The 23,493-nt window shown below is 44.1% G+C and carries 17 protein-coding genes; 10 read left to right on the top strand and 7 right to left on the bottom strand.

The window, feature by feature from the left end:
* Positions 1 to 4 precede the first annotated feature (4 nt).
* Positions 5 to 1,636 (bottom strand): hypothetical protein, encoded by a 1,632-nt coding sequence (locus ABWW58_RS07005; RefSeq protein WP_353868445.1) that lies wholly within the window; start codon positions 1,634 to 1,636, stop codon positions 5 to 7.
* Positions 1,637 to 1,639: 3 nt separating this feature from the next.
* Positions 1,640 to 2,383, bottom strand: a complete 744-nt coding sequence (locus ABWW58_RS07010; protein ID WP_353868446.1) for an ABC transporter ATP-binding protein — start codon at positions 2,381 to 2,383, stop codon at positions 1,640 to 1,642.
* Between the two features lie 378 nt (positions 2,384 to 2,761).
* Here ABWW58_RS07010 and ABWW58_RS07015 point away from each other — a divergent pair, with 378 nt between their 5' ends.
* Genes ABWW58_RS07015 through ABWW58_RS07025 form a run of 3 tightly spaced genes read left to right on the top strand, consistent with a single transcriptional unit; the run spans position 2,762 to position 5,411 of the window.
* Positions 2,762 to 3,532 (top strand): ABC transporter ATP-binding protein, encoded by a 771-nt coding sequence (locus ABWW58_RS07015; RefSeq protein WP_353868447.1) that lies wholly within the window; start codon positions 2,762 to 2,764, stop codon positions 3,530 to 3,532.
* A gap of 33 nt (positions 3,533 to 3,565) precedes the next feature.
* Entirely contained in the window at positions 3,566 to 4,384 is an 819-nt protein-coding gene (locus ABWW58_RS07020) for an ABC transporter permease (protein ID WP_445783417.1), read from the top strand.
* Between the two features lie 16 nt (positions 4,385 to 4,400).
* Positions 4,401 to 5,411, top strand: a complete 1,011-nt coding sequence (locus tag ABWW58_RS07025; protein WP_353868448.1) for an ABC transporter substrate-binding protein — start codon at positions 4,401 to 4,403, stop codon at positions 5,409 to 5,411.
* Between the two features lie 60 nt (positions 5,412 to 5,471).
* On the opposite strand, the gene ABWW58_RS07030 is transcribed toward ABWW58_RS07025, so the two are convergent.
* Positions 5,472 to 6,854, bottom strand: coding sequence for a hypothetical protein (locus ABWW58_RS07030; RefSeq protein ID WP_353868449.1), 1,383 nt, complete (start codon positions 6,852 to 6,854; stop codon positions 5,472 to 5,474).
* A 238-nt stretch (positions 6,855 to 7,092) separates the two neighbouring features.
* Between ABWW58_RS07030 and ABWW58_RS07035 the strand changes: the two genes are divergently transcribed.
* The 5 genes from ABWW58_RS07035 (at position 7,093) to ybaK (ending at position 12,231) form a co-directional block, all read left to right on the top strand.
* Positions 7,093 to 8,046 carry a TerB family tellurite resistance protein gene (locus ABWW58_RS07035; protein WP_353868450.1) on the top strand — a complete coding sequence of 318 codons (954 nt, stop codon included), beginning with the start codon at positions 7,093 to 7,095 and terminating at the stop codon, positions 8,044 to 8,046.
* Positions 8,047 to 8,110: 64 nt separating this feature from the next.
* Positions 8,111 to 8,764 carry a M15 family metallopeptidase gene (locus ABWW58_RS07040; protein WP_353868451.1) on the top strand — a complete coding sequence of 218 codons (654 nt, stop codon included), beginning with the start codon at positions 8,111 to 8,113 and terminating at the stop codon, positions 8,762 to 8,764.
* 30 nt (positions 8,765 to 8,794) lie between these two features.
* Positions 8,795 to 9,400, top strand: coding sequence for a DNA-3-methyladenine glycosylase (locus tag ABWW58_RS07045; protein ID WP_353868452.1), 606 nt, complete (start codon positions 8,795 to 8,797; stop codon positions 9,398 to 9,400).
* 492 nt (positions 9,401 to 9,892) lie between these two features.
* Positions 9,893 to 10,939, top strand: a complete 1,047-nt coding sequence (locus ABWW58_RS07050; protein WP_353868453.1) for a PTS sugar transporter subunit IIC — start codon at positions 9,893 to 9,895, stop codon at positions 10,937 to 10,939.
* Positions 10,940 to 11,748: 809 nt separating this feature from the next.
* Positions 11,749 to 12,231: a Cys-tRNA(Pro) deacylase gene (gene ybaK, locus ABWW58_RS07055; protein ID WP_353868454.1), complete on the top strand. Its 483-nt coding sequence runs from the start codon at positions 11,749 to 11,751 to the stop codon at positions 12,229 to 12,231.
* An 8-nt stretch (positions 12,232 to 12,239) separates the two neighbouring features.
* Here the strand turns inward: ybaK and ABWW58_RS07060 are convergent, their stop codons facing one another.
* Together ABWW58_RS07060 and ABWW58_RS07065 are read right to left on the bottom strand one after the other, a co-directional pair.
* Positions 12,240 to 12,722: a hypothetical protein gene (locus tag ABWW58_RS07060; RefSeq protein ID WP_353868455.1), complete on the bottom strand. Its 483-nt coding sequence runs from the start codon at positions 12,720 to 12,722 to the stop codon at positions 12,240 to 12,242.
* A gap of 71 nt (positions 12,723 to 12,793) precedes the next feature.
* On the bottom strand, positions 12,794 to 13,186 hold the full coding sequence (locus ABWW58_RS07065; RefSeq protein WP_093674334.1) for a hypothetical protein: 393 nt from the start codon (positions 13,184 to 13,186) through the stop codon (positions 12,794 to 12,796).
* A 522-nt stretch (positions 13,187 to 13,708) separates the two neighbouring features.
* Between ABWW58_RS07065 and helD the strand changes: the two genes are divergently transcribed.
* Positions 13,709 to 16,042 (top strand): RNA polymerase recycling motor HelD, encoded by a 2,334-nt coding sequence (helD, locus tag ABWW58_RS07070; RefSeq protein WP_353868456.1) that lies wholly within the window; start codon positions 13,709 to 13,711, stop codon positions 16,040 to 16,042.
* A 181-nt stretch (positions 16,043 to 16,223) separates the two neighbouring features.
* The gene (locus ABWW58_RS07075; RefSeq protein ID WP_353868457.1) at positions 16,224 to 17,123 is read left to right on the top strand and encodes a DMT family transporter; all 900 of its coding nucleotides are present in this window, start codon (positions 16,224 to 16,226) and stop codon (positions 17,121 to 17,123) included.
* Between the two features lie 98 nt (positions 17,124 to 17,221).
* Here the strand turns inward: ABWW58_RS07075 and ABWW58_RS07080 are convergent, their stop codons facing one another.
* Together ABWW58_RS07080 and ABWW58_RS07085 are read right to left on the bottom strand one after the other, a co-directional pair.
* Entirely contained in the window at positions 17,222 to 20,251 is a 3,030-nt protein-coding gene (locus ABWW58_RS07080) for a hybrid sensor histidine kinase/response regulator (protein ID WP_353868458.1), read from the bottom strand.
* On the bottom strand, positions 20,235 to 23,345 hold the full coding sequence (locus ABWW58_RS07085) for an ATP-binding protein (RefSeq protein ID WP_353868459.1): 3,111 nt from the start codon (positions 23,343 to 23,345) through the stop codon (positions 20,235 to 20,237). Before ABWW58_RS07085 ends, ABWW58_RS07080 begins: the two co-directional genes overlap by 17 nt.
* Positions 23,346 to 23,493: the final 148 nt, after the last annotated feature.

The raw sequence follows: 23,493 nt of genomic DNA on the forward strand, positions 1-23,493 counted from the left end.
CACATCACTCTTTCCCCAACCCCGTTTTCCACACAATCCCATTCGCAACGAGCAAGCAGGCAATGTAGATGAAAATACCGTATCCGGGAAGAGCCCAGCGGATGGTAGCATGCGCTGCGACGAACAATCCGGCAATGAGAAACAAGAAGAAAATCATTATATTTCCGCTTGTCGGAGTGGCGTCAAAAGGTTTTGAGAATGGGAATGCTTCATCCAAGCAATATCGGTAACTAATGATGGTGAAGATCGAGGCGGTTAAGAGTACCGCAATTAAATCCGGTAGAATACGCCAATGAAAAAGAACCAGGAACAGAACGGATAAAATCAGGAATACCGGAAGGAAAAGCTGCGCGAGGGCTGCTTTGAGTGTTCCGGAAAAAATTGCCGAGCGATTGGCAATCGGCGCAGTTCCGTAAATCCACGCGCCTTTATACGAACTTGAATAGTTAAGCATGAGCAGAGCGGTAGGAATCAGAAGCAGGCTGAAATAGACATAGTAGTAACCTGATCCTTTACCCAGTTGATCCCAAGATGTGCCTTGCAAACTGTTCATTAAAAAAATGAAGGGAAAGACAAGCGACAGGCCAAGTGATGGGTAGACCTTCAGCTTGAACATGCGATCCTGCTTCATCATTAACGCAGCGAAACGGAAGAAGTGCCGCTCTTCCTGCTTAGGGCAGAGCAGCCCGCCGAGAAATCGGTTGAACCACCCGAGCTGTTGTCTGCTTCTTCCGGTTTGCACGGATAATTTAATGATGGCGCGTTCAAAGGATGCGCTAAATCCATGATTAATCACAATGAGCACAATAGGCACAACGAAACCGAGCATTCCTAGAATGATAAATTGTGATTCGTGATGTCCGCCAATCAGCCACTCGAACAGTGCGCCAAACCAAAGCGGGGGAACGAAAAACTGCCACCAAGATAGAGACAGACTGATGTGATTTACCGTGATATCGAACGCGCGAATAACGAGCTGGTAGCCGATGGCGATGGCGAATGACAGGAAAATTTGCACATAGTTAATCACATCTTTGAGACGCTCGCCGTCAAAAAATTTTAACACAATCAGATAAATGAACGTTGTGCAAGAGATGGCGATCAAATCAATCAGCACAAGATTCACAAGGAACAGTAGAAAGAACAGCGGACCGCTGCGCATCAGGCCGACAATTGCTGATGGGAGGCCCATCGTTCCGGTTAATAAGATGAGATAAATGCAAATGTGAACGGTTTTCGCCGCATGCAGCGTCTTGGAATCAATGGGTTTCGTCCATAGGATGGATTGATCACGTGTATCGAGAAGCACCGCCGAAAAGTCGGCGATCATTGCCGTCATGACCATAAAAAGGATGATACTGAAGACGATACTCATTTTGAATAAATAATCATTGCCAAGAAAATTAATTGGGACAATAAACAGCCCGGTTAGTGCATAGACCCAAAGTGATTTCAGAAACAGATTGCCCTCTTTATTCTTATTTCGAGCGCGATCACCGAGCACAACGGGCGTCCGCCGCGCGTCCATCAGCAATTTGGCAGCGAGCACCTTCCGCATGATCGGATAATCCACATGTATTCGATCAAAAATCCATCTGAGTCGATCCAACACGTTTAAAAAACGATTATCTCCCATCGGTCACACCTCTTCCACGATCGACACAAAATCCTCGGCGATCTGCGCGTGCTGATGAAAGCCGGTCAGCTGATTGAATATTTCCTCCAGGCTGCCTTCTTTGTTCTGCGCCTTTAATTCGTCAAACGTACCATCCGCTGCAATCTGCCCATCGTACAGGAGCACAATTCGGTGACTGATTTTCTCAACAATATCCATTATGTGTGAGGAATAAAAGATGGTTTTGCCTTGATCGGCGAGTTTAGCGATAATCTCCTTGAAAACGAGGACACTATTTGCATCGAGTCCGCTTAGCGGCTCGTCAAAGAAGAGCAGGTCGGGATTATGAAGCAGACTTGAGATAATCAGAACTTTTTGCCGCATTCCTTTGGAAAAAGAAGAGAGGCGGGTATCAAAAACATCGGCAAGACCGAATTGATCCATGAGCAGTTTCCCCTTGCGTTCCGCCCTTTGTTCGTCCATACCATAGCATCCGCCGGTAAAGACAAGATACTCGCGCGCGGTGAGCATATCATACACTTCGGCTGTTTCAGGTACGTAGCCGATCCGGCTTTTATACGAAATGCCGCTTGTTCGGATGTCCTCGCCAAACAGACGCGCCGTTCCACCGTAGCCTTGCTGGAGACCAAGTAAAATGCGGACGGTCGTACTTTTTCCTGCGCCGTTTGGACCGATATAGCCGATAATTTGCCCTTGTCGAACCTCAAGATTGAGTCCCTTGAGAACGTAGCGTCCACTATAATTCATCGTTAAATCCTCTAAGGATAAAACAACAGATTCTTTTGTTTCGATTCTCCTCATCTCCCGAACTAAATGATTAGTTCTAGATTAACACTTCCCCTACAGATTTGTCCGTCGAAATTCGCGGAAAATCTGACATAGGACAAGAACGAGGTGCTTTTTAATAAAATGAATCCCCTTTCGGCTGTTTATTTGTGTGTCACGGCTCCTGCCCAGAGCATATATCACTATTAAGGCCCAATTTAAAGAACACGTGAATGAGGCGTCTCGTCTCGGTTCACTCGTATTGGGCATTCATTGATTCAGATGGAGGCGATCATTTGGAACTAAACGGATTTCGATCCCTTCAGATTCTCGCAAACCTCGAAAAGGATGTGGCGATTTGTGAGCGAGCTCAAGATTGTGAATTGCAGTAAATATTATAAAAAGAATGGTGAACCCATGTGTGCGTTGGAAGACGCGACGATGCATGTTGAGAGTGGACGATTTGTCAGCATCATTGGTCCGAGCGGCTGCGGGAAATCGACATTATTTAATATCATTGCCGGGCTCATCCAACCTTCGAGCGGTGAGGTACTTCTTGATGGAAAGGATATTACTCGGGAAACCGGAAATGTCGGTTATATGCTGCAAAAAGACCTGCTCTTGCCTTGGCGCTCAATTCTCGACAACGTCATTATCGGGTTGGAAATTCGCGGCGTCCCCAAGAAACAAGCGCGCGAACGGGCATTGCCCATGCTCAAAAATTACGGGTTGGGCGGATTTGAATATGACCATCCCGATGCGCTTTCCGGTGGTATGCGGCAGCGAGCGGGGTTGATTCGAACGCTGCTTTACGACAAGGATGTTATCTTGCTTGATGAACCGTTTGGCGCGCTCGATGCTCAGACACGGATGCAGATGCAGAACTGGCTGCTTGATATTTGGAAGGACTTTAAGAAAACGATTCTTTTTGTTACCCATGATATTGATGAGGCTATTTATTTATCAGATGAAATTTATGTATTCACGCATCGTCCTGGGAAAATCAAGGCGAAGATCGAGGTTGATTTACCACGCCCGCGCAGTGAAAAAACATTGATGGACGATCATTTTCTGACATTAAAGCGAGAATTGCTTTTAATGCTCCGAGAAGAACGCGTTTCATCGGATTGAATGTTGCATGCATAGTGAACGGAGGTGAAAATAGTGCCGGATCAATTAAAAAAAAGTGAGCCTTTTATTGAAGACCCAACCATCCAAACTACTAAATTGAGAAGGCGAGCGTTTATTGGGCAGATTCTGGTTGGCGTCGTCCTCATATTTCTTTGGGAGTTCTTGACACGCATCGGGTGGCTCGACAGTTATTATTGGAGCAGTCCGAGTACGATCGTCCGCACCGGGTGGACTGCGATCACTCAAGGAACGCTGCTGCAGGACCTGGCTTATACATCAGGATCGACCATACTCGGTTTTATACTGGGTACGGCAGCTGGTTATTTACTTGGGCTTTCGTTTTGGTGGTCGGAGCTTTATTCCAGAATATTCGAGCCCTATATGATCGCATTTAACGCGATTCCGAAGCTGGCACTGGCACCGGTACTGGTTATCATGTTCGGTATCGGCTTTGATTCTAAGGTAGTACTCGCTTTTCTCATGACCATCATTGTCGCTGCGATCGCCGCGTACAGCGGCGTGCAAAATGTAGACCGTGATCTTGAGAAAATGCTTGTTTCGCTCGGGGCGAAACGTCGGCACGTTTTTATGAAAGTGGTTGTACCGACGACGATTCCGTGGATCGTAAGCATCCTGAAAATTAATATTTCGCTCGCGCTCGCAGGTACAATTGTCGGTGAATTCATCAGTTCCAGGCAAGGCATCGGCCGCATGATCTTATATGCCGGTCAAGTGCTTAACATCGACCTCGTATGGGTCGGCGTCATTGTTCTTTCTCTATTATCTATTGTGATGTATTTAGGCACGGTTTGGCTGGAGCATACGCTGATGAAAGGAAGAACACCTAAATAATTGGGGGAATTGTACGATGAAAAAAATGAAATGGGCGTTAAGTCTGCTGCTTTTATTTGCACTGGTATTGAGCGGATGCGCCACAAACGGTTCCAAACAAAAAGTGAAAAAGATTGTGATCGCCGAACCGGTGCATTTGATCGCTTATCTTCCGTTGTACGTTGCGATTGACAAGGGTTATTTTAAAGATGAAGGTCTTGATGTCAAAACGATTACAGCAACGGGCGGCGCTCATGTTACCTCTGTAGTCAGTGGCGATGCGTGGGGCGTCATTGGCGGTCCCGAATCCAACCAGATTGCCAATTATAAAAGCAAGGATCCGATTACTTCAGTCGTTAATGTTGTCAACCGCGCTAATGTTTATTTAATGGCAAATAAGAAATTAACTTTGAAGGGTGACAGTGACGCAGATCTAGCGGCCTTTATGAAAGGCAAGACAATCGCGGCGGGACGCTATGGCGGCAGTCCGAACCTGCTCACTCGCTATTTGCTCATGAAGGTCGGCCTTAACCCGAATAAAGACGTAAAGCTCGATGAACCTGCAGATGCAACGGCTGTTGTCTCACTCGTTTCACAAGGCAAAGCAGATATGGCGAACGGTGCCGAACCGCAAATTAACGAAGGCATCAAAAAAGGTGCCTGGGGTCAGCCGTTCTACGGGTTCCCAAGTCTTGGCGACTATGCGTACTCCGTAGTCAGCGTGAAAGAATCAACAATCAAGAAAGATCCTGAAACCGTACAGAAATTTGTCAATGCGATGTTGAAAGGGCTGAAGGTTGTTAATGAAGATAAAGCTGAAGCGTTCAAAGTGTTGAAGAAGGAATTCCCGACAACGCCGGATTCCAGTCTGAAAGCGGCGATGGATCGCGCATACAAGGATAATCTTTGGAGCAAAGACGGTTACATCACCAAAGCGTCTGTTGCCAAACCAATGGATGTTGTCAAGAAAACAGGTATCTACACGCACGGTTATAAATACAGCAAGCTTGTGACTATGAAATTTGTGAAGAAGGCTACTGAGAAATAAAAAGAAACCAGGTGCGGGGAACCCTGCCTGGTTTCATTACATAACGGAATGCCGTAGCATCTAAAGATTATAAATGAACTGAACAAAGAGTGTGAGCAGGATGAGATAGCGCCATGTGAACGGAAAGTTCCAATGAGACAAAGTGAACGGCTTTTCATGGATAAGCGCGGACATCATGCCAAGTGTTGCATTATATGGTCCCATTAGAAATGCGGGAATAGAGCCCCCGAGCATCGCGACCGTCACAACGACAGGTGCCTCAAGGAGTACCTGAGAACGGAGCGCCTCAGAGATCAGGGCGAGACCGACTGCGGGGTGCAGTCCAAGAAACGCGAGTGCGAACGGAATGAGTGGCAGAACAATAAGAAAAAGTCTGAGTCCGGTGAACTGGATGAGTCCGTCTACCACACGAGTGACCATATGGTCTGCCCGAGAAACATGCAGTGCGGTAATAAAGAACCCGGCGGTTAAAAAAATAAAAAATTGATTTTGCATTTGAGGAATATAGGTGCGGAAGTGATGACGAATCCCTAACAAAAAGGAGCGACTCTTACCAATCAGAAAGCACCAAATAAAGGCAAATGGCAGAACGATCAGACTGACAAGAAACAGAAAATTGAGTGTGAAGAAGTGTTCAAGAACAGTGACTAGGCCGTTCAGTAAAAGGACAGCGCCGACAATTTGCCAAAGTCGTGTCAAACGGAGTTCTTTGACTGCGCCACTTGCCAGGGTGACCGCAATTTCTTCTGCGGCTTTATTACGCGCTTTGTTCATGGATCTAGGGGCGCTCCCGGAAGTTGCCCAATCAAGTACTAAACCCGCGATGCTTAAAATGATGAGGTAAGGAAGAACATGTGCATAGGCAGTGTTGGTTAGGTATAAAACAGTTCCGACAATCGGTGTAATAGGACTCCATAATAAGGGCATAGCATAGCCATGAGTAATGGCCAGACTCAGATAACGCTTTTTGTTCATCATTTCAAACTGATTCGTCGATGGAGCAATAGAATGATAAGTAAGCGGCAGTGCGCCTAAGTTCATAAATGAACTGAAGAAGAAAGAGACTAGGGAAGTGAGCACATAAAATTGATTGCGGCTAGCCACCTTTCTGCGAATTAATTCGCTGATCTCATCTGCGTAATGACCATAACGAATGGGTAATGACAAAATGGGAATAAGCGCGAAAAGAGTCACCATCTGGATCATTTCTCCGAAAGAAGTAATGTATTGAGTAGCCTTTGCGTGACTAAATATCAGCATTATACCGCCCATCCCTAGAAAAAAGACGCCAAAGAATAGAGCCAGTCCTCGCACGCGGCGCAGACTAAAACCAACGGCAAGCATGCAGAGAACGGAAACGAATAATTTAAAGACCGGTTGATAGGGAAAAAGAAAAGATACGATATAACTAACGATAGCCATTAAATAAATAGTTCGGATCAACACATAAGCCTCCAAATTTTTCGGATTTAGAAACAGGGGAACTAGCCACTATGTCCTTAACTTGCGCAACCCTGAAAAAAATACTACTGCGAAAAGTAACTGAGAAAAAAAGCGGGAATAGGCTGCTGATCCATTATCATGATTCAAGAATTTTTGTGCATGAACCTGTCCGAATTTCTGCTATTATTTATATAGTAACTATTCGGGAATACTGAATCGGCAGAAAGGTTTGATTGATGTGGCTTGGCGATTATTATGCGCGATTGTTGTGGCTATCTTTGCCGCTGCAAAGAAAAGAAATGTGGTGGTCTGGTTCATTGCGGGCTTTTTGCTCGAATGGATTCCGTTGATCATCATTATATTCCTGCCGAACGGCAATGGAGGACGCGTGTTTTCCGGAGGACGCAGCACGGGTACGGACACACGCTGGCACAGAAAAGTCTCGCGTAATTGTCCTTATTGCGGGCATCATGTAACTTTTGATGATATTCCCGGCAACTGGACATGCCCGGATTGCGGAAACACCTTTACATACAACGCTGATGGACGTGTTTCAAAATCAAGAGAAGGCGAATTGATGCCGCAGGTTGCGCTGATTGTGAAACTGTTTGCCAAGTTGGCGAAGAGAGATGGCGTGGTCTCTGAAAATGAGGTGCGCCAAGTCGACCAAATTGTCCGACAGGCCTTCTTGCCGACCAAAGAGCAACTGGGGAAAATCATGGCGCTCTTCAACGAGTCGCGTTATTCAGAGGAGTCCTTCGAGTCCATTTCTGAAAATTTATACGCGTCGGTACGTGGGCGGCGTGATCTGCTCGTGGATACGGTTACCGCTCTGTTTGCGATTGCTGCGGCTGATGGTTCGCTGCGTGCTGAAGAGGAATCAATGATTCGGACGGCGTGCACAATTTTTGGACTGGCTGGAGATTATGAGTCGATAAAAGCACAATTTTTCGGACAATCGTCGGCAGGAGAACCTTCTCATGAAGTCAGCCTGGACGCAAGTTATCGACTACTTGAATGCGCGCCGAGTGATTCGGATCAGGTGATAAAGAAAAAATATCGGGAACTGATCAAAGAAAACCATCCGGATCGGCTGATGAGCCGAGGTGCATCTGAAGACAGTATTAAAGAGGCAAATAAAAAAGTGGCGCAGATTAAGCGGGCATACGAGCAGATTATGGCAGCGCGGTAATTAATAATAGAAAATACATAGGCAAGGCGTCATTATAGGCGCTTTAATCATTGAGGTGCGCTAAATGAATACAATCAATAAATTTACAAAGCAAGATGAACCTTTGGTTTCATTATCCGATTTTTCACCAAAAATTACTATTTATCCATCCTATTTTTTACAGAAAATGCCGGGAACATGTGACGATCTGTTCCTTCGTCAAGGTGTCGCGGCAAAAATTTTGTCTATTGCCGAGCGGCTTCCTGAAGGAATCTCGTTCGTTTTAATTGACGGATGGCGTTCAATTCAGACGCAGAAATTTATCTATGATCGGACGATTATCCAGTTTCGCGAGGCAGGGTATTCAGAAGAAAAGATTAAGAAAGAAATTAGTGACTTTGTCGCATTTCCTTCTAAAGATCCTCTCAAGCCCGCACCGCACTATACAGGCGCGGCCGTTGATCTTACACTAGCCAATGGAAATGATTGGCTGGAGATGGGCACGGATTTCGATGAGTTTAATCAAGAGGCATACCTGGATTTCTATGAAGGCAACGAGAATCTCTCGGTAAACGAGTTGCATGCCCGGGATAATCGACGCTTTTTGAAAAAGATGATGGAAGATGCCGGATTTACGCATAATCCAACGGAATGGTGGCATTATTCATATGGTGACCGCACGTGGGCACGGGAACATCAAACAGAACCACTCTATGGAGGAATCGAACGCGTTCACTGAACGAGTGGAAAAATTGTCGGAGGACTGAACATGATCTATCGACCTTTGCCTATAGAATTCTACCAACAGCCAACACAAGAGTTAGCAAAAACACTTCTTGGCTGCTTACTTGTCAAAGAATCACCAGAAGGAACAACATCAGGATATATCGTTGAGACGGAAGCATACATGGGTGCGGAAGACCGCGCGGCGCATAGTTACGGAAACAGGCGTACAAAACGAACGGAAATTATGTTTTCATCCGCGGGTCACGTCTACACATTTTTGATGCACACGCACACACTGGTTAACGTTGTGAGCGGTCCGGAAAATGTCCCAGAAGCGATCCTAATCCGTGCTGTCCAACCCTTGGATGGACTGCAACTTGTCGAATCCAGAAGAAACGTGCAACGAGCAATTGATCGGACGAATGGTCCGGGAAAACTCACGGAAGCGTTACATATAACCCATGAGGATTATGGGCACATGTTTACGGAATCACCGCTTTATATCGCTTCGGGATTTAAGCCGAAACGAATTATAGCCGGTCCGCGTGTCGGTATTGAGAACACAGGAGAGGCGCGCTTTTACCCTTGGCGCTATTGGATTTCCGGCAATCCCTATGTCTCAAAAACAAGAAAACGTAAATTAATTTGATAGTGAAAGACGGAAAATCACTGCTCGTAAGCGAAAAAAATAGATTCAAGGGGCTTTCACAGAAAATTTTAATTAAAAATGCAATTAGGTATTTACAACTTGGAAAAATTCTGATAGTATCAGTGTCAACCACAAAAAGTCAGAAAAAAGGAAGTGAGAATAATGGCACAGGTCATCAATAAGATACGAGTGAAAGGCTTGATTCGAATTATTTTGCGATTGCGCACATGAAAGACTGAAACAACAACCATTTAATTACAATGGAATTGTTTGAGTCTAGCTTATCATCGTCAAAAATAGGCGCTCAAGCAATCGCGAAGAAGCGCCTATCCGAGAAAATTACGGATGGGTTTTTTTATTCGAATCTTTCATGTAACCTTGTTGATGAAACTGAGTGTGAAACGCCATATTCTTCTTAAAAAAGCACTTTTCGTGGCGGAATATTTTGATTATTAAATTATAAGAGAAAAAATTATTAAGGAGCGAAAAAGGATGAATGCAGAGAGGAAACAGAAAATGAAGGATTATTTTATGGATCGAATGTATAAGTGTTCGGCGGGAATTGCCAACGCAATCTTAGTAACATTAGGTATGGGTCTTCTCTTTGAAACATTGGGCAAATTCACCGGCTACCAACCTTTTATGGTGATCGGCGGCGCAGCCAAAGTACTTCTTGCCCCGGCAATTGGCGCAGGTATTGCTTATCAATTAAGGGCAAACACCTTGACAATGTTTAGCGCAATGGCTTGCGCGGCGGTAGGTGCCAACGCGATTGTAATTCAATCGGCGGTACCTCAAGTATTAACAATAGCTCCCGGACAACCGGTCAGCGGTGTTATTGCAGCGATAATCGCAGTCTTTGTTGGAAAGAAGATCAGCGGCAGAACGAAATTTGATATGATGGCGATCCCATTCGCATCCATTTTCGTCGGTGGAATGTGCGGATATGGACTAGCGCTCGTTGTCACACCTGCGCTGAACAAAGTCAGTGGAATGATTACTCATTCTGTACAAGGGTCTCCGCTGATTGCTTCGATGGTTATCGCGCTGGTTTGGAGCATTTTCCTGATGTCGCCTGCTTCTTCAGCGGCTCTGGCGATTGCGCTTCAGCTTGATCCTGTTTCGAGTGCTGCCGCATTAATCGGGTGTACGGTCCAATTTGTTGGATTTACAGTTATGTCATTTAAAGAGAATGATTTTGGCGGTTTCTTTGCACAGGCCCTTGTTACACCTAAGGTTCAGTTCCCTAATCTCGTGAAAAATCCGAAGCTTGTGATTCCTCCGTTCGTTGCGGCGGTAGTCAGTGCACCAATCGCAACTATGCTCCTTCATTTCCAGGTTCCTTACGAACTTGGCGGACTCGGTCTTAGTTCTTTCATCGCTCCTTTGAACATACTGGCCCTCCAAGGTATTAAAGGCCTGATGGCATTTATTGTCGCAGGCGTCTTAATTCCTGGTGTCATCACCATCGTGCTTTACCGTGTGATCAAAATGTTTGGTTGGGTTAAAGCAGGCGATCTTCACATGGAAGTTCAATAAGAGAGAGAATAAACCTATTAGAGAAAAAAGTGAGACCGAAGCGGTCCTAAGGATGCCGCTTCGGTCTTTTTTTACAGTTAGGCGATCAGGTAAGCACCCAATCTGAGAAATAAACGGAAAAATTCCGCTTATCGAATCGAAAAACGTGAAAATGGAGGGTTTTTCTGTGCATAAGCGGAAAAATTACCCTTATTTACCTGTGAACTAAGCGTCAGGATGCATATAACCGGAAAATCTCCGCTTATTTTACTCTGGCCGCGTTACTTAATTAAGGATCCAAATGATTTATTAGAAAACTTGGCTTCGCCAAGCCTCTGGCGAAGGCGAAGACTTAGTTGCGACGGCCATGGATGGCCTAGTGTCCGGTGAGCCGCAGGACGCGGCGTTTTTTCGGACCGCTTACACTCGTTTCCTTTAAATGTTTTCTTATACTTTCCTACCAGTGTGAAACAGAATTGTCTGTTCAAGACAAGATTGATGATTCAAAACGGTATTTGGAGCAAAGGAACTTTCGTATGTAAGGATCTTTCGCTAAGAATAGAAGACCTTTCGTATGTAAGGGATCTTTCGCTAAGTACGCATACGTCCTGTATGAAACGCGAAAGTCATCACATCCTGTGAAAGTACGTTCTATATGCAACGCGAAAGACACCACATCCTGTGAAAGTACGTCCTGTATGCAACGCGAAAGTCACCTCATCCTGTGAAATTAGGGACTGGGCGCTGTTTGCCGATAAACTTTGGAAAGCTATCCACCTGAACGATAGCTATGTTAGAATGTACAAGAAAATGAAAGGAAGTATGATCATATGGCGAAATCAAAAGCAAAGACCAATGCCATGCGCCTTCTGGATTCCGAACACATTTCCTATAGCGTGCAAACCTATGAAATCAGCGATGGACTGATTGACGGTATCTCCGTTGCGAAGAAGGTTGGAGAAGATCCGAAGAATGTATATAAAACGCTTGTGACGCAGGGACACAGCGGAGAGCTCTATGTATTCGTCGTTCCCGTCGCAGAGGAATTAAATTTGAAAAAGGCAGCTGCAACAGTCTCTGAAAAAAAGGTTGAAATGATTCATGTTAAGGATATCCAAAAACACACAGGTTACGTCCGCGGCGGCTGTTCCCCGATTGGAATGAAGAAGCACTATCAAACAGTGATCGATGGTTCTGCGCGTACGCTTGATCATATTATTGTCAGTGGTGGAAAAAAAGGTATGCAGATTATTCTTGGTGTGGATGATTTAGTTGAGGCAGCGCATGCTGAACTTGCCGATATCATCAGATAAAGCAAATTTTAATAGAACCAATTTGTGGGGATTAAGAACGGATAAGGTGCCGCAATGATCGCGAAAAAAACAGCGATCCGTGCGGCTTGTTTTTTTGTTAAATGGGCGTTCAAATAGAAGTATGCAAATGCGTAAAGGATCAAGCCGGAGAAAAGGACAGCAGCGGCAAAGATCAGTGCGCTCATCGGTGTAGCGTAGATCGTGTAGTAATCGACGAGATTTAAATGAATTTTTAAACCAAGAGTGCCTATAGAGCTTAAGAACAACGACCCGCAGGCATTCGCAATAAGACTGATTAGCCAAAGGCTGATCAGCATGCGCAGTTTATGAATCCAAGGAATCTTAATGTTGAAAAATTTAGTCGATAGGAAAAAAGCGAGTACCGCTATGACTAAATTGACCACTGCTGCCACACCGAAAAGTGGAGGAAGGAAATAAAACATAAATATAGGAGAAACCACATTGTTTAAAGATACAGGTGCGCATATCATTCCTTTTTCCTTCTTCCAGCATAACTAGGGAGGTGAAACTGTTAACGATCTAGTCCAAAAAAGCGAATAGATCAATTGATAATCCGATTATTAGAGTAAACGCCTTTGATCTCTTCCGGTGATTTTCCGCGGACGAGCAGACAAAAATTTTCATAGCCGATTTCCAAATGCGCGTTCATTAATTGTTCCAAAGCGCGCAGCCCTTGAGGATGCTTGTGTATTTTCTCAATTTCATTTTTATAAAGATCGATGATCGACCTTTGGACAAAGTGAGGGGCGTATTGCAATGCGTACGCGTCTTTTCCGAGCATCAGACCACAAAGGTATTCGTATTTAAACTGAAGTTGTCGTGTGAAGTTCACAAGGTGCATCAGCCGATAGAATGTGTTTGGGTAGCTTTCCTTGAAGTTCTCAATGGCTGTCTGCGCTTTTCTGAGATCTTGGATGCTGCTAATCGTTTTCATGGAATGAACCCCTCCCCGTCAATTGGATCTTCACCGAGAAAATCCCCTTTAATTATATGCCCTTGCCAATTAAATCGAAACAATGTCTGTCCCTAATTAAGGTTTTCTTATCTAAGAAAGCGTTTGCTTTTTGAGCTTTATTACAAAACATTGATGTGGCTTTACATCTATGACCAGCATCAATCGTCGGCCTTCAAAAGGATACATATTAAGATTAACCTTTTTTCAGCTTAGTGTAAAATGATTATCTCCAAATAAATACGATATATTAAAAACCAAATCCAAACGCCATGATACATTCAAGCGGTAGTTGGAATATAATTAAATCAAATCATACGTTGAAGGACGCACGGATATTGAAGTTTCTTCCGGTGCATGTTATAGTTATAACTCAATAAGAGACAATTATCGAGTTGAAACGTCAAACTATAACATAGCATAAAATTTAATTGATGTCAAGTGAACAAAAAAATAAAATCGCCATGACTTGTGCTGATCAAACAAACAAGAGGTGTTCCCTTTATGGCTCAGAGCGAACGCAGGCAAGAACAAGATCGTGTCAATGAAGTCATTGATGTTATTGGAGAAAAAGTTGAAAAAATAACGGGGAAAAAAAGCAATGTGAAGCAGGGGATTGTTGACCTAAGGAAAAATTTCTGGGATGACGTTACAGTCAACCTTGATGAAAATGATGATGTGTACGAGACTCAAGCGAGCATTAAGCAACAGGCGGAGCTTTTGTCGGAACGCGAACGAAGACATGGGCAGATGACGAAAGCACTTAAGACGTTGTCCAAACTGCAGGATACGCCATACTTTGGGCGCATTGATTTCCGTGAAGAAGACGAGAGACGGTCCGAAGCGCTTTATATCGGTATTGGCTCTTTAATGGATGCGAAAAATGAAGATTTCTTGATTTATGATTGGCGCGCTCCAGTTTCGAGCATGTACTATGATTACGCACCCGGTCCATCAAAATATTTATCGCTGGACGGAGAAGTTCGGGGCAACATGACACTTAAGCGACAGTTCATTATTCGTGAGGGCAAAATTAAGGGAATGTTCGATACGGGCCTGACAATTGGCGATTCGCTCCTCCAAGCGGTACTTGGAGGGAAGGCCTCTTCGCAAATGAAAAGTATCGTTGCAACGATACAAAAGGAACAGAATCAAATAATACGCAATGAAAGCGACCGTTATTTAATTGTTCAGGGAGCGGCGGGCAGTGGAAAAACGTCCGCGGCACTGCAACGTGTCGCATTTCTTTTGTACCGTTACCGCAAGACTTTGAGGTCCGACAATATGATGCTCTTTTCTCCAAATCCGCTTTTTTCAAGCTTTATTTCTTCTGTGCTGCCTGAGCTAGGTGAAGAAAATGTGGTGCAGACGACATTTAAGGACTTCATCCAAGATCGGATCGGCGGTGATCTTCAGCTTGAAAACCCATTCGATCAAACGGAATCATGCTTGACAATGATGGATGGAGAGCAATTAAAGATAAGAACTGCCGGCATCCGCTTTAAAGCATCACTTGTTTATCGGGATCTGATCGACCAATTGTTGGAAACTTTGAAATCGAGGGGCATGATTTTTCGAAACATTACGTTCCGCGATCAAGTTATTGTTTCCAGAGAAGAAATCAGCAACTATTTTTACGCATTGCCTAACGACCAAACGTTACTGAATCGTTTGGAACAGGTACGTGACTGGCTGTTGCGCCGAATGGCTGCTTTTTCTAAACGGGAGAGAAAAGAAGATTGGGTGCTGGAAGAAGCGGAACTGCTGGACAAATCGGATTATGCCAGCATTTTTGAAAAACTGCAGAAGCAAAAACAGTTTAGTCAGGAAACATTCGATGACTATGACCGCGAGGAGCAGCTTCTGCGTAAAATTGTTATGAATCGTCGTATGAAAAAAATGAGACGGAAAGTGAAACAGCTTGATTTCGTGAATTGCCAAAAGGTATATAGTGAACTATTTTATCGGCACTATGCAGATGACGCGGTTCCGAGCTACTGGGACACTATATGCAAGTCAACACGGATGCGTTTTGAAGAAGGCGACTGTCCATGGGAAGATGCTGTTCCTTATCTTTATATGAAGGAAAAAATTCAGGGAAGAAAAGGAAATCAGGAAATTCGCCACTTGATCATTGATGAGGCGCAGGATTATTCACCAGCTCAATTGGCATATCTGCAAGCGGCATTTCCAAGATGTCGAATGACAATTCTGGGTGATATGAACCAGGCGATTTATGCTCAGAGTCTGAATTCAGATACGATGCTATCAGAGCATCTTTATAAGCCTGAAGAAGTGAAGAAGCTCACATTGCTGCGCAGTTACCGCTCCACCAAAGAAATCATGAATTTCGCGCGGGCGATTGTTCCGGGCGGTGAGCAAATTGAGCCGTTTGACCGCAGCGGGAAGCTGCCCGAATGGATCGACACGTCGGATGAATTGGAGAAATCCGCACTCATTTTAGAGAAAATCGCCGCGTTTAAGCAAAATGGATTTGAAACCTTTGCCTTGATTGGAAAGACTATGAAGGAGTGCAGGGAAGCCTATCGTTTGATAAAGGATAAGACGGATGTTAAGTTAATTACGCAAGCCACCTATCAATTCGATAAGGGATTTATCATTATTCCCACGTACTTAGCGAAGGGAATTGAATTCGATGCGGCGATTATTTATGATGCATCATCTGCCAACTATAGCCGTGAGAGCGAGCGGACTATTTTCTACACCGCGTGCACGCGCGCGATGCATGAGCTGGTTCTGCTATCAAACGGCGAACCCAGTCCATTCCTCAACATGATTCCGTCCGAACACTATTTGCGAACGCGAATCAATGGGTGAAACAGGCTAAGGACAAATAGTGCTCGAAAAAATGAGCTATTTGTGATTGGATACAGGACAAGCAATTATAGAGTTTGGCGGGAGGGTATTTTTTTGTGTACTCTTTCCCGCTATTTTTAGTGAAAAAAAGAAAGGTGAACGCGGCTGGGGGATGCGTTCTACTTGAGGAGGAACTATTCTTGTGAAGAAGTATCAGGCGGTGATTTTTCTTGTTCTTGCCAACTTATTCTGGGCAGGCAACTATGTTTTCGGCAAGTACGTGGTGAGTGAGATGACTCCGATCCAAATGACCTTTGTGCGCTGGCTGATTGCAGTGCTGATCTTATTCCCACTGGCTCATGTGATTGAAAAACCAGAATGGGGCCAGGTATGGAAACGGTGGAAGGTTCTGTTAATTATGTCTTTACTCGGCATTGTTGGGTACAATGTGCTGCTGTACGAGGCACTTCGTTTTACGACATCGTTGAATGCGGCACTTGTCAATTCGATGAATCCGGCAATGATCGTGATATTTGCTGTCTGGTTTTTGAAAGAGAAAATAGCTCTTGCCAATAGTTTAGGGCTTGCGATCTCCTTAGTAGGTGTCCTGCTTGTTCTGACACGCGGCGCGTTGCTGCAGGTGTTCAGTATTCAATATAACCATGGGGATTTGCTGATGCTGCTTGCGATCACGGTGTGGACCTTTTACACATTGATTGGAAAGAAGTTGGGAGACATTCCGCCGATTGCCGCAACGGCAGTATCTGCAACGCTTGGACTGCTTGTTCTAATGCCCTTCTTTCTCACGTCAGGATTCTCTTACCGTTTAAGTGGGATGGCGCTCATGGGCATACTCTACATTGCGCTTTTTCCATCGGTATTCTCATTTGTCTTCTGGAATTACGCCGTTCGCGCTGTTGGCGCGAGTCAATCCGGCGTTTATCTCAATTTACTGGCCGTGTTTACCGCGCTGATCAGCCTGATGCTCGGCAATCCGATCACTTTGCCGCAGATGATCGGCGGTGCGCTCGTTATTGTTGGCGTTTATCTGACAAATCGAAAAAGCACGGCGAAAGAGGAAGCAAAAACAAGATATGCATAAGGACATGGATCATATCATCGGCAGTCGCGATTTTGTGACGAATCGAGATCGTCGCCACGCAAACTGCGTTAGTGTTCCAATGGAAAAAATAACAGTGCCTATTTTTTAGGTATGCGCATACTAAAATAAGAGCCTTTGCCCAAGACACTCTTGATCTTCAGTTCCGTATTATAAAAATGTTTTAATCGGCTATTAATATTTTTTAGACCGACACTCCGCCCGCGCTCTTTATTTAACGCGAAGCGTATTTGTTCTTCATCCATGCCTTTGCCATTGTCGGATACGGTAATGACGTATGCATCTTTTTCGGTTAAGACAGATAGGTGAACCTTTCCGCCTTTCTTTTGCTTGACGATGCCATGCTGAACGGCATTTTCAATTAAGGGTTGAATCATTAAAGGCGGCAGCGGAAAGTCGAGGTGCGGATCCGCGTTTATACTAACTTGTATGCGATCTTGAAAACGCGTTTTTTCAATCGATAAATAGGCATTGACAAGTGTGAGTTCTTTTTTCAGTGAGCTTATCGCTGAAGTATTTTGAAAATCAAAACTGCTGCGCAAGTAAGTGGCAAACTGAGCGATCATTTCACGAGCGTGTTCAACATTTTCATAGCTGAGCGCGATGATTGAATTTAACACATTGTAAAGAAAATGCGGACGGATTTGCGACTGAAGAAAGGCAACTTCCGTATTGGTGGCTTGAGCGGCTGCCACTTTCATCATGATTAACCCGCGTATGCGTGCTGAAAACTCGGCAAAGTTATACGGCCTTTCCAACACATCATTCGCGCCTGAGCGAAAAGCATAATGAATGTCTTTGTTAATGCTGGATGTGGTGAGCATGAGAATGGGGAGCTCAGTCAGACTGTACTGCTCGCGAATCATTTGGCAAATGGTAAAGCCGGGCAGACCATCCTTCATTAAATCTAAGACGACCAGGTCGGGTTTCGAACGGTGGATCTCGCTCAGTGCATCTCCACCGTCTTTTACGGCGATAACAGCGTAAGAGACACCTTCCAGCATATCAATTAACACTTTTAAATTATCTAAATCATTGCCGACGACTAAAATTTGCGAAGCGTCAGCAACTTGAGAGTAATAGGGTGTTGCGAGCGTCAATTCAGCATCATGAGCGATGGCGTACGTTCGCTGGTTAAGCACAGCGTTAGCTGCGCCTGCTGGGGTTTGATTAAAAAGCGGCAACGTGAAATGGAACGTTGAACCAACGCCGACTTCTGATTCAAACCACATTTTTCCCCCTTGTAATTCGACAAGCTTCTTTGTCAGAGCGAGTCCGAGGCCGCTCCCTTCACTCATATGTGTATCCGCTTGTTGAAAGGGATCAAAGAGCTTAGGAAAAGCTGCTTCGGGAATGCCGACGCCAGTGTCTGTGATCTCGATTTCCAAATGATTTCTCGATTGCTTGGAAGAAAGAGTCACTTGTCCGCGATGCGTGTAGTTAATCGCATTATCGAGCAAATTATTTATGACTTGGCGAAGTCGATTCCCGTCCGCGTAAACGAGTGGAAGATTCTCGGGGATCGTGATTGTCATTTGCAGCCCCTTGTCATGAGCCATTTTTAAATAAAAACGTTCGTCAATACGAATGAGAGATTGCAGATCAACAGGTCCTAATTTAAGAGCAAGCATCCCTTGATTCATTTTTTCAATGTCCAGAATATCACTGACTAAATTAGAAAGCCGATAACACATTCGGGTAATTAATTGAATGTTGTTTTGCTCGCTCATAATCAACCGATTTTTATTGCCTCTTAATAACGTTTGCGTACTGGCGATGATTCCATTAAGCGGTCTCTTGAATTTATGCGCGGTACGGATCATGAATTCGTCTTTCAATTGATCGATCTGCTGAAGTTTCTTCGTGAGTGCTTCTGCCTGAAAAAAGGCATGATTAAATTGTTGTGCCATTAAGAGAGAAAGAGAAAGAACGACGCCGAGTACCGCAAAGACGTTATAAACGAGAATTTGACTTGTACTGGATGCATTAACGATCGCTGTAATCATATAGCCATTCAGCGACAGTCCGCATACGACTAAGTAAAGACTTCCCTCCATCTTATGAAGCAAGGCCATTAAAGCAATATAAGTCGAATAGATTAATATGAATAGGATGAACAGAGCTGTAATTAGAGTAATAAAAGTCGGCACCTCTATGGAGAAAAGATCAACAATAACGGGAATTACCGCCCAAACGGTAATCAGCCGAAGCATGATCTTGGAAACCAATGGTTGATAAAGACGAGCGAAACTATATATGAACATGAGAATGCCCAGCAAAGAACAGATGAATTCAAGACGGGCATGCATCCAAAACGGAAGCCACGGAAATGGAATATAAATCATTCCTTCAAGATCATAGGTAGATAGCGCAATAGAAATGAGCAGAGACATCAGTGAGAAAAATATAAAAGATCGATTTCGTTTCATCTGCAAGTAATGGCCGAAATAAAACAATCCCATTAAGAAAAAAGGGATAATGATGATGCAGCTGATTGCGAGATTGTGTGCTCTAACGCCGGAAATCGCTTGTTCCGTACCGAATAAAACCGGTTTGGCAATCCCCCAGCCGTTAATGACTCCATAATTAGCAAACTGAATAACGATTTCATTTGATCCTTTGTGTATTGGAAAATAGCGGGTGTACGTAACCGGTCTTGGGTTAAACCGATTGCGTGCAACCGTGCCGCTGTGCCCAAGCTCTTTGCCGTTAACAAAGAGCTTACTTGCGGTATAAATAACCGGAATTTTAATTGCGAACATACGATTGTTCTGATCGGAACGGATGATTAAACGATAAGTCCCCGAATCTGCCTGTAGCGAACTTCCGAAATGTGTAAGATTATTCATCGGAACTTGAACGTACGTCAGCGGTTTTGTGTCGCTGGAATGAATCTGCTTTGGTGTTAAAAGCTGATCACGGTAAAAGGCCCATTCGCCATTTAACTGCACCGTTCCGTTTTGTTCGAAATTCAAGCGTTCAAGATTGAGTTCGCCTTGTTTTACCGGCGGTGCAGCATCTCCATGATTGCTTGAAAGGAACAGAACGAATAGAAATAAAAAGAGGTAGCCAAGAAAAATCATGCTAATCATTTTAATTTTCATTTTCATTATCGTTTCCGTTCCTTTCTTGTTCCGATTCCTGCTGCTTCCAGCTTGGTGATGTTAAGGTGTAAGAGACAATGGTTCCTTTGCCAACGGTGCTTCGAATAATTAATTGTGTACCATAATAATGTTTTAACCGATCGTTAATGTTCTTTAAACCGACGCTGCTGCTTGTTTCATTCGCTTGAAGCTTCTTTATTTGTTCGTTATCCATGCCCACACCGTTGTCTTCGATCATGACTGTGTAACGATTTTGTTGCCGAGTGACGGTAAGTATAACCTGTCCGCCTGATTTTCGTTTACTGATCCCATGCTGAACGGCGTTTTCGATTAACGGCTGGATCATCAGCGGAGGAAGCGGAAAGTCAATGGAGGCATCAACAGTGATCCGAACATGCAAACGATTCTGAAACCGCATTTTCTCAAGCATGAGATAAGAGCGAACAAGCGTCAGTTCTTTCTTAAAGGTGCTCATAGCCGATGTATTTTGAAAGTCAAAGCTGTCGCGCAGATAGGATGCGAATTGAGCGATCATCTCGCGTGCGTGTTCAATATTTTCGTAGCTGAGAGCAATGATTGAGTTGAGTACATTGTAGAGAAAATGTGGTTTAATCTGTGATTGCAGGAAAGCGACTTCCATGGTTACTGCTTGACCGGCCGCATCCTTCATTAAGATCAGACCTCGCAGGCGTGCTGCAAACTCGGAAAAATTATACGGTTTCTGTAAAATGTCATTTGCGCCTGCCCGAAACGCCTCCTGCTTGTCTTCGTTTAAAATCGCGGCCGTAAGCATAAGTACAGGAAGCTCCGTCAGACTATAGTGTTCACGTATTTTTGTGCAGACATCATAACCGGACAGACCCGGCATAAGTAAGTCTAAAATGACCAAGTCGGGTTTTGAACGAACGATTTCATCAAGTGCTTCCTTACCGTTTTTCGCCGCCACCACATGGTAAGGAATGCCCTCAAGCATATCAACGAGAATCTTGAGATTATCCAAATCATCGTCAACGACAACGATTGTCGGTGCGGAAATGTTCGATGAATGGTAAGGTGTTGTTAAAGGCTTGGTCGTCATCAAGACTTCACTGCCGTGCTGCTCAAGAACCGTTCGATTCGTTCCGAGTGTGCAGACAGAAGGCACAAGCCTTTGGTCGTAAAGAGGCACTGTAAAATGAAAAACGGAACCAACATTGATCGTCGATTGAACCCATATTTTTCCTCCCTGAAGCTCTACAAGCTGTTTCACAATATTTAATCCCAAACCGGCACCTTCACTTTGATTAAGCCTGTCCCGTCGCTCAAACATGTTGAAAATGGATTGGTGCTCCGAAGTAGGAATGCCGACGCCGGTATCGGCGATCATGATCTCAACGGATTGTTCCAGAAGTTTTGAACGTAAAGTTATTTTTCCTGATTGAGTATATTGAACCGCATTACCAACGAGGTTATTGATGATTTGCCGAAAACGGTTTTCATCAGCAAAAGCGAACGGTAAATGAATCGGGATATTGTTAATAATGGATAAACGTTTCTCTTTAGCGAGCAATTGATAAAAGCCCATCTCCGACTGAACCGTTGAATAAATATCCAGTGGAACAGGTTTAAACCGCATTGTTCCCTGCTTCATTTTCTCAAGATCAAGAATGTCGTTAATCAGTGCGGAAAGACGATGACTAATTCGATTAATCAGCTGCAACGTATTCTGTGCATTGCTGATCGTCTGTCTTTTATCCCCTGCCAGTAAGGTTTGCGTCGCATTAATAATTGCATTTAAAGGCGTACGAAATTCATGCGAGGTGCGGGCAATAAACGTATCCTTTACATGATCGTTATGAACTAATTCCCGAGCCAATGATTCACTTCGTTTAAACGCATTGGCGAAGCGCTGCGAAATGAGTAAAGAGAGCATTAACAGGAACAGTAATGATGAAAAAGAATACAACGGAATTAAGGGCTTTGAACTGTATGCCCGAATGACCGTGATGATCATAAAAACACTGATGGATAAGGTTGCTGCCATAAGATAGATGCTGCCTTCAACTTTTTTCATAATGGCAAGTATGAAAATATAGGAAGCGTATGCGAGAATCGAAACAGCAAGAAACGAGTGAAGGAAAAGTTCGGTGGGCATAAACAAATCCCACGGTGTTAAATCCATCAGAAATGTGGCGGAAGAAAGAGCGGTACCGATCACTACCACTTTTTTGTTTACTAATGCCGGATAGGTAAAATATAGGTATAAAAGCATGGCGACACCGATAAATAGCGTACTTACGGCTTCCAGGATGACGAGCAGCGGGAACGGGAGATTTGGGAAAAATATATAAATGGCTCGCCCCGGGCTGAGCAATGAAATAACCAATGAGAAAAGCAGACAGATAATCGAAAAGAACAGCAAGTGGAAATCCTTACGTCGCTGAACAAAATAGCCAAAAAAATACAGACTCATAAAGAAAAACGATACGACCATGACCATATCGTTAAAAACAGACAGATCCCATTTTTTCGAAATCTGCTGCTGTGTGCCGAGAATAATCGGTTTGGTAATACCCCAACCGGTAACACCTTCGGTTCGTGATACTTGAAGAAGTAATTCATTGTTACCGCGGTGGACGGTAAAATAACTGACGTAAGGTTTGAAAGAAGCGATCTGATCGTTCCCCATAGATGGTTTACCGCTTCCGCCGATAAGAATAGTGTTGATATAAAAGCGACTTGAACTGTAAATATTCGTCGCAAGTAATCCTAAAAGTTGCGTCCGATCAGAATGAATGGTCAGTCGATACGTTCCGGCGTTTGCGTAGTACGGCTTTAAGCTATTTGAGTTACGCGTATTCTCAGGAACGGCAATGAATCTTTCATTGTTTTTTTGAACGGTTTTTATCGTGGCAGGTGTGAGTAGCTGATTCGGATAGAATTGCCACCGACCGTTCAATTGAAGGGCTCCATCTTCTGTGGCATTCCATGCGGAAAGATCCAGGATGCCCTGCTTGGCAACCGGCCCGTGATATTCAGAGAAATGGATCAGTGATAGAGCGATCAAAAAGAGTCCGGTATAGATTAAGAGGGTAGTCATCATGGCGAAAAAACGTTGCACATCAAGTCACTCCTGAATTTCATTCGGATATATGTAATTCTACCAGTTCAATTTGGCGAATTGAATAGCCGAAAACAACTTAAACTTGATTTTGTTTTCATTGTAAGTGTTATAATCAGTGTAACGAAATTGTAATGATCGGAAAAAT

This window comes from Sporolactobacillus caesalpiniae, from assembly GCF_040513385.1.
Classification (GTDB): Bacteria; Bacillota; Bacilli; order Bacillales; family Sporolactobacillaceae; genus Sporolactobacillus.

Excerpts from the sequence above, each read along its gene's own strand:
- ABWW58_RS07040 (WP_353868451.1), top strand. The coding sequence starts at position 8,111 with ATGAATACAATCAATAAATTTACAAAGCAAGATGAACCTTTGGTTTCA.
- ybaK (WP_353868454.1), top strand. The coding sequence starts at position 11,749 with ATGGCGAAATCAAAAGCAAAGACCAATGCCATGCGCCTTCTGGATTCC.
- ABWW58_RS07060 (WP_353868455.1), bottom strand. The coding sequence starts at position 12,722 with ATGATATGCGCACCTGTATCTTTAAACAATGTGGTTTCTCCTATATTT.
- ABWW58_RS07065 (WP_093674334.1), bottom strand. The coding sequence starts at position 13,186 with ATGAAAACGATTAGCAGCATCCAAGATCTCAGAAAAGCGCAGACAGCC.
- ABWW58_RS07050 (WP_353868453.1), top strand. The coding sequence starts at position 9,893 with ATGAATGCAGAGAGGAAACAGAAAATGAAGGATTATTTTATGGATCGA.
- ABWW58_RS07010 (WP_353868446.1), bottom strand. The coding sequence starts at position 2,383 with ATGAATTATAGTGGACGCTACGTTCTCAAGGGACTCAATCTTGAGGTT.
- ABWW58_RS07080 (WP_353868458.1), bottom strand. The coding sequence starts at position 20,251 with ATGAAAATGAAAATTAAAATGATTAGCATGATTTTTCTTGGCTACCTC.
- ABWW58_RS07025 (WP_353868448.1), top strand. The coding sequence starts at position 4,401 with ATGAAAAAAATGAAATGGGCGTTAAGTCTGCTGCTTTTATTTGCACTG.
- ABWW58_RS07045 (WP_353868452.1), top strand. The coding sequence starts at position 8,795 with ATGATCTATCGACCTTTGCCTATAGAATTCTACCAACAGCCAACACAA.
- ABWW58_RS07005 (WP_353868445.1), bottom strand. The coding sequence starts at position 1,636 with ATGGGAGATAATCGTTTTTTAAACGTGTTGGATCGACTCAGATGGATT.
- helD (WP_353868456.1), top strand. The coding sequence starts at position 13,709 with ATGGCTCAGAGCGAACGCAGGCAAGAACAAGATCGTGTCAATGAAGTC.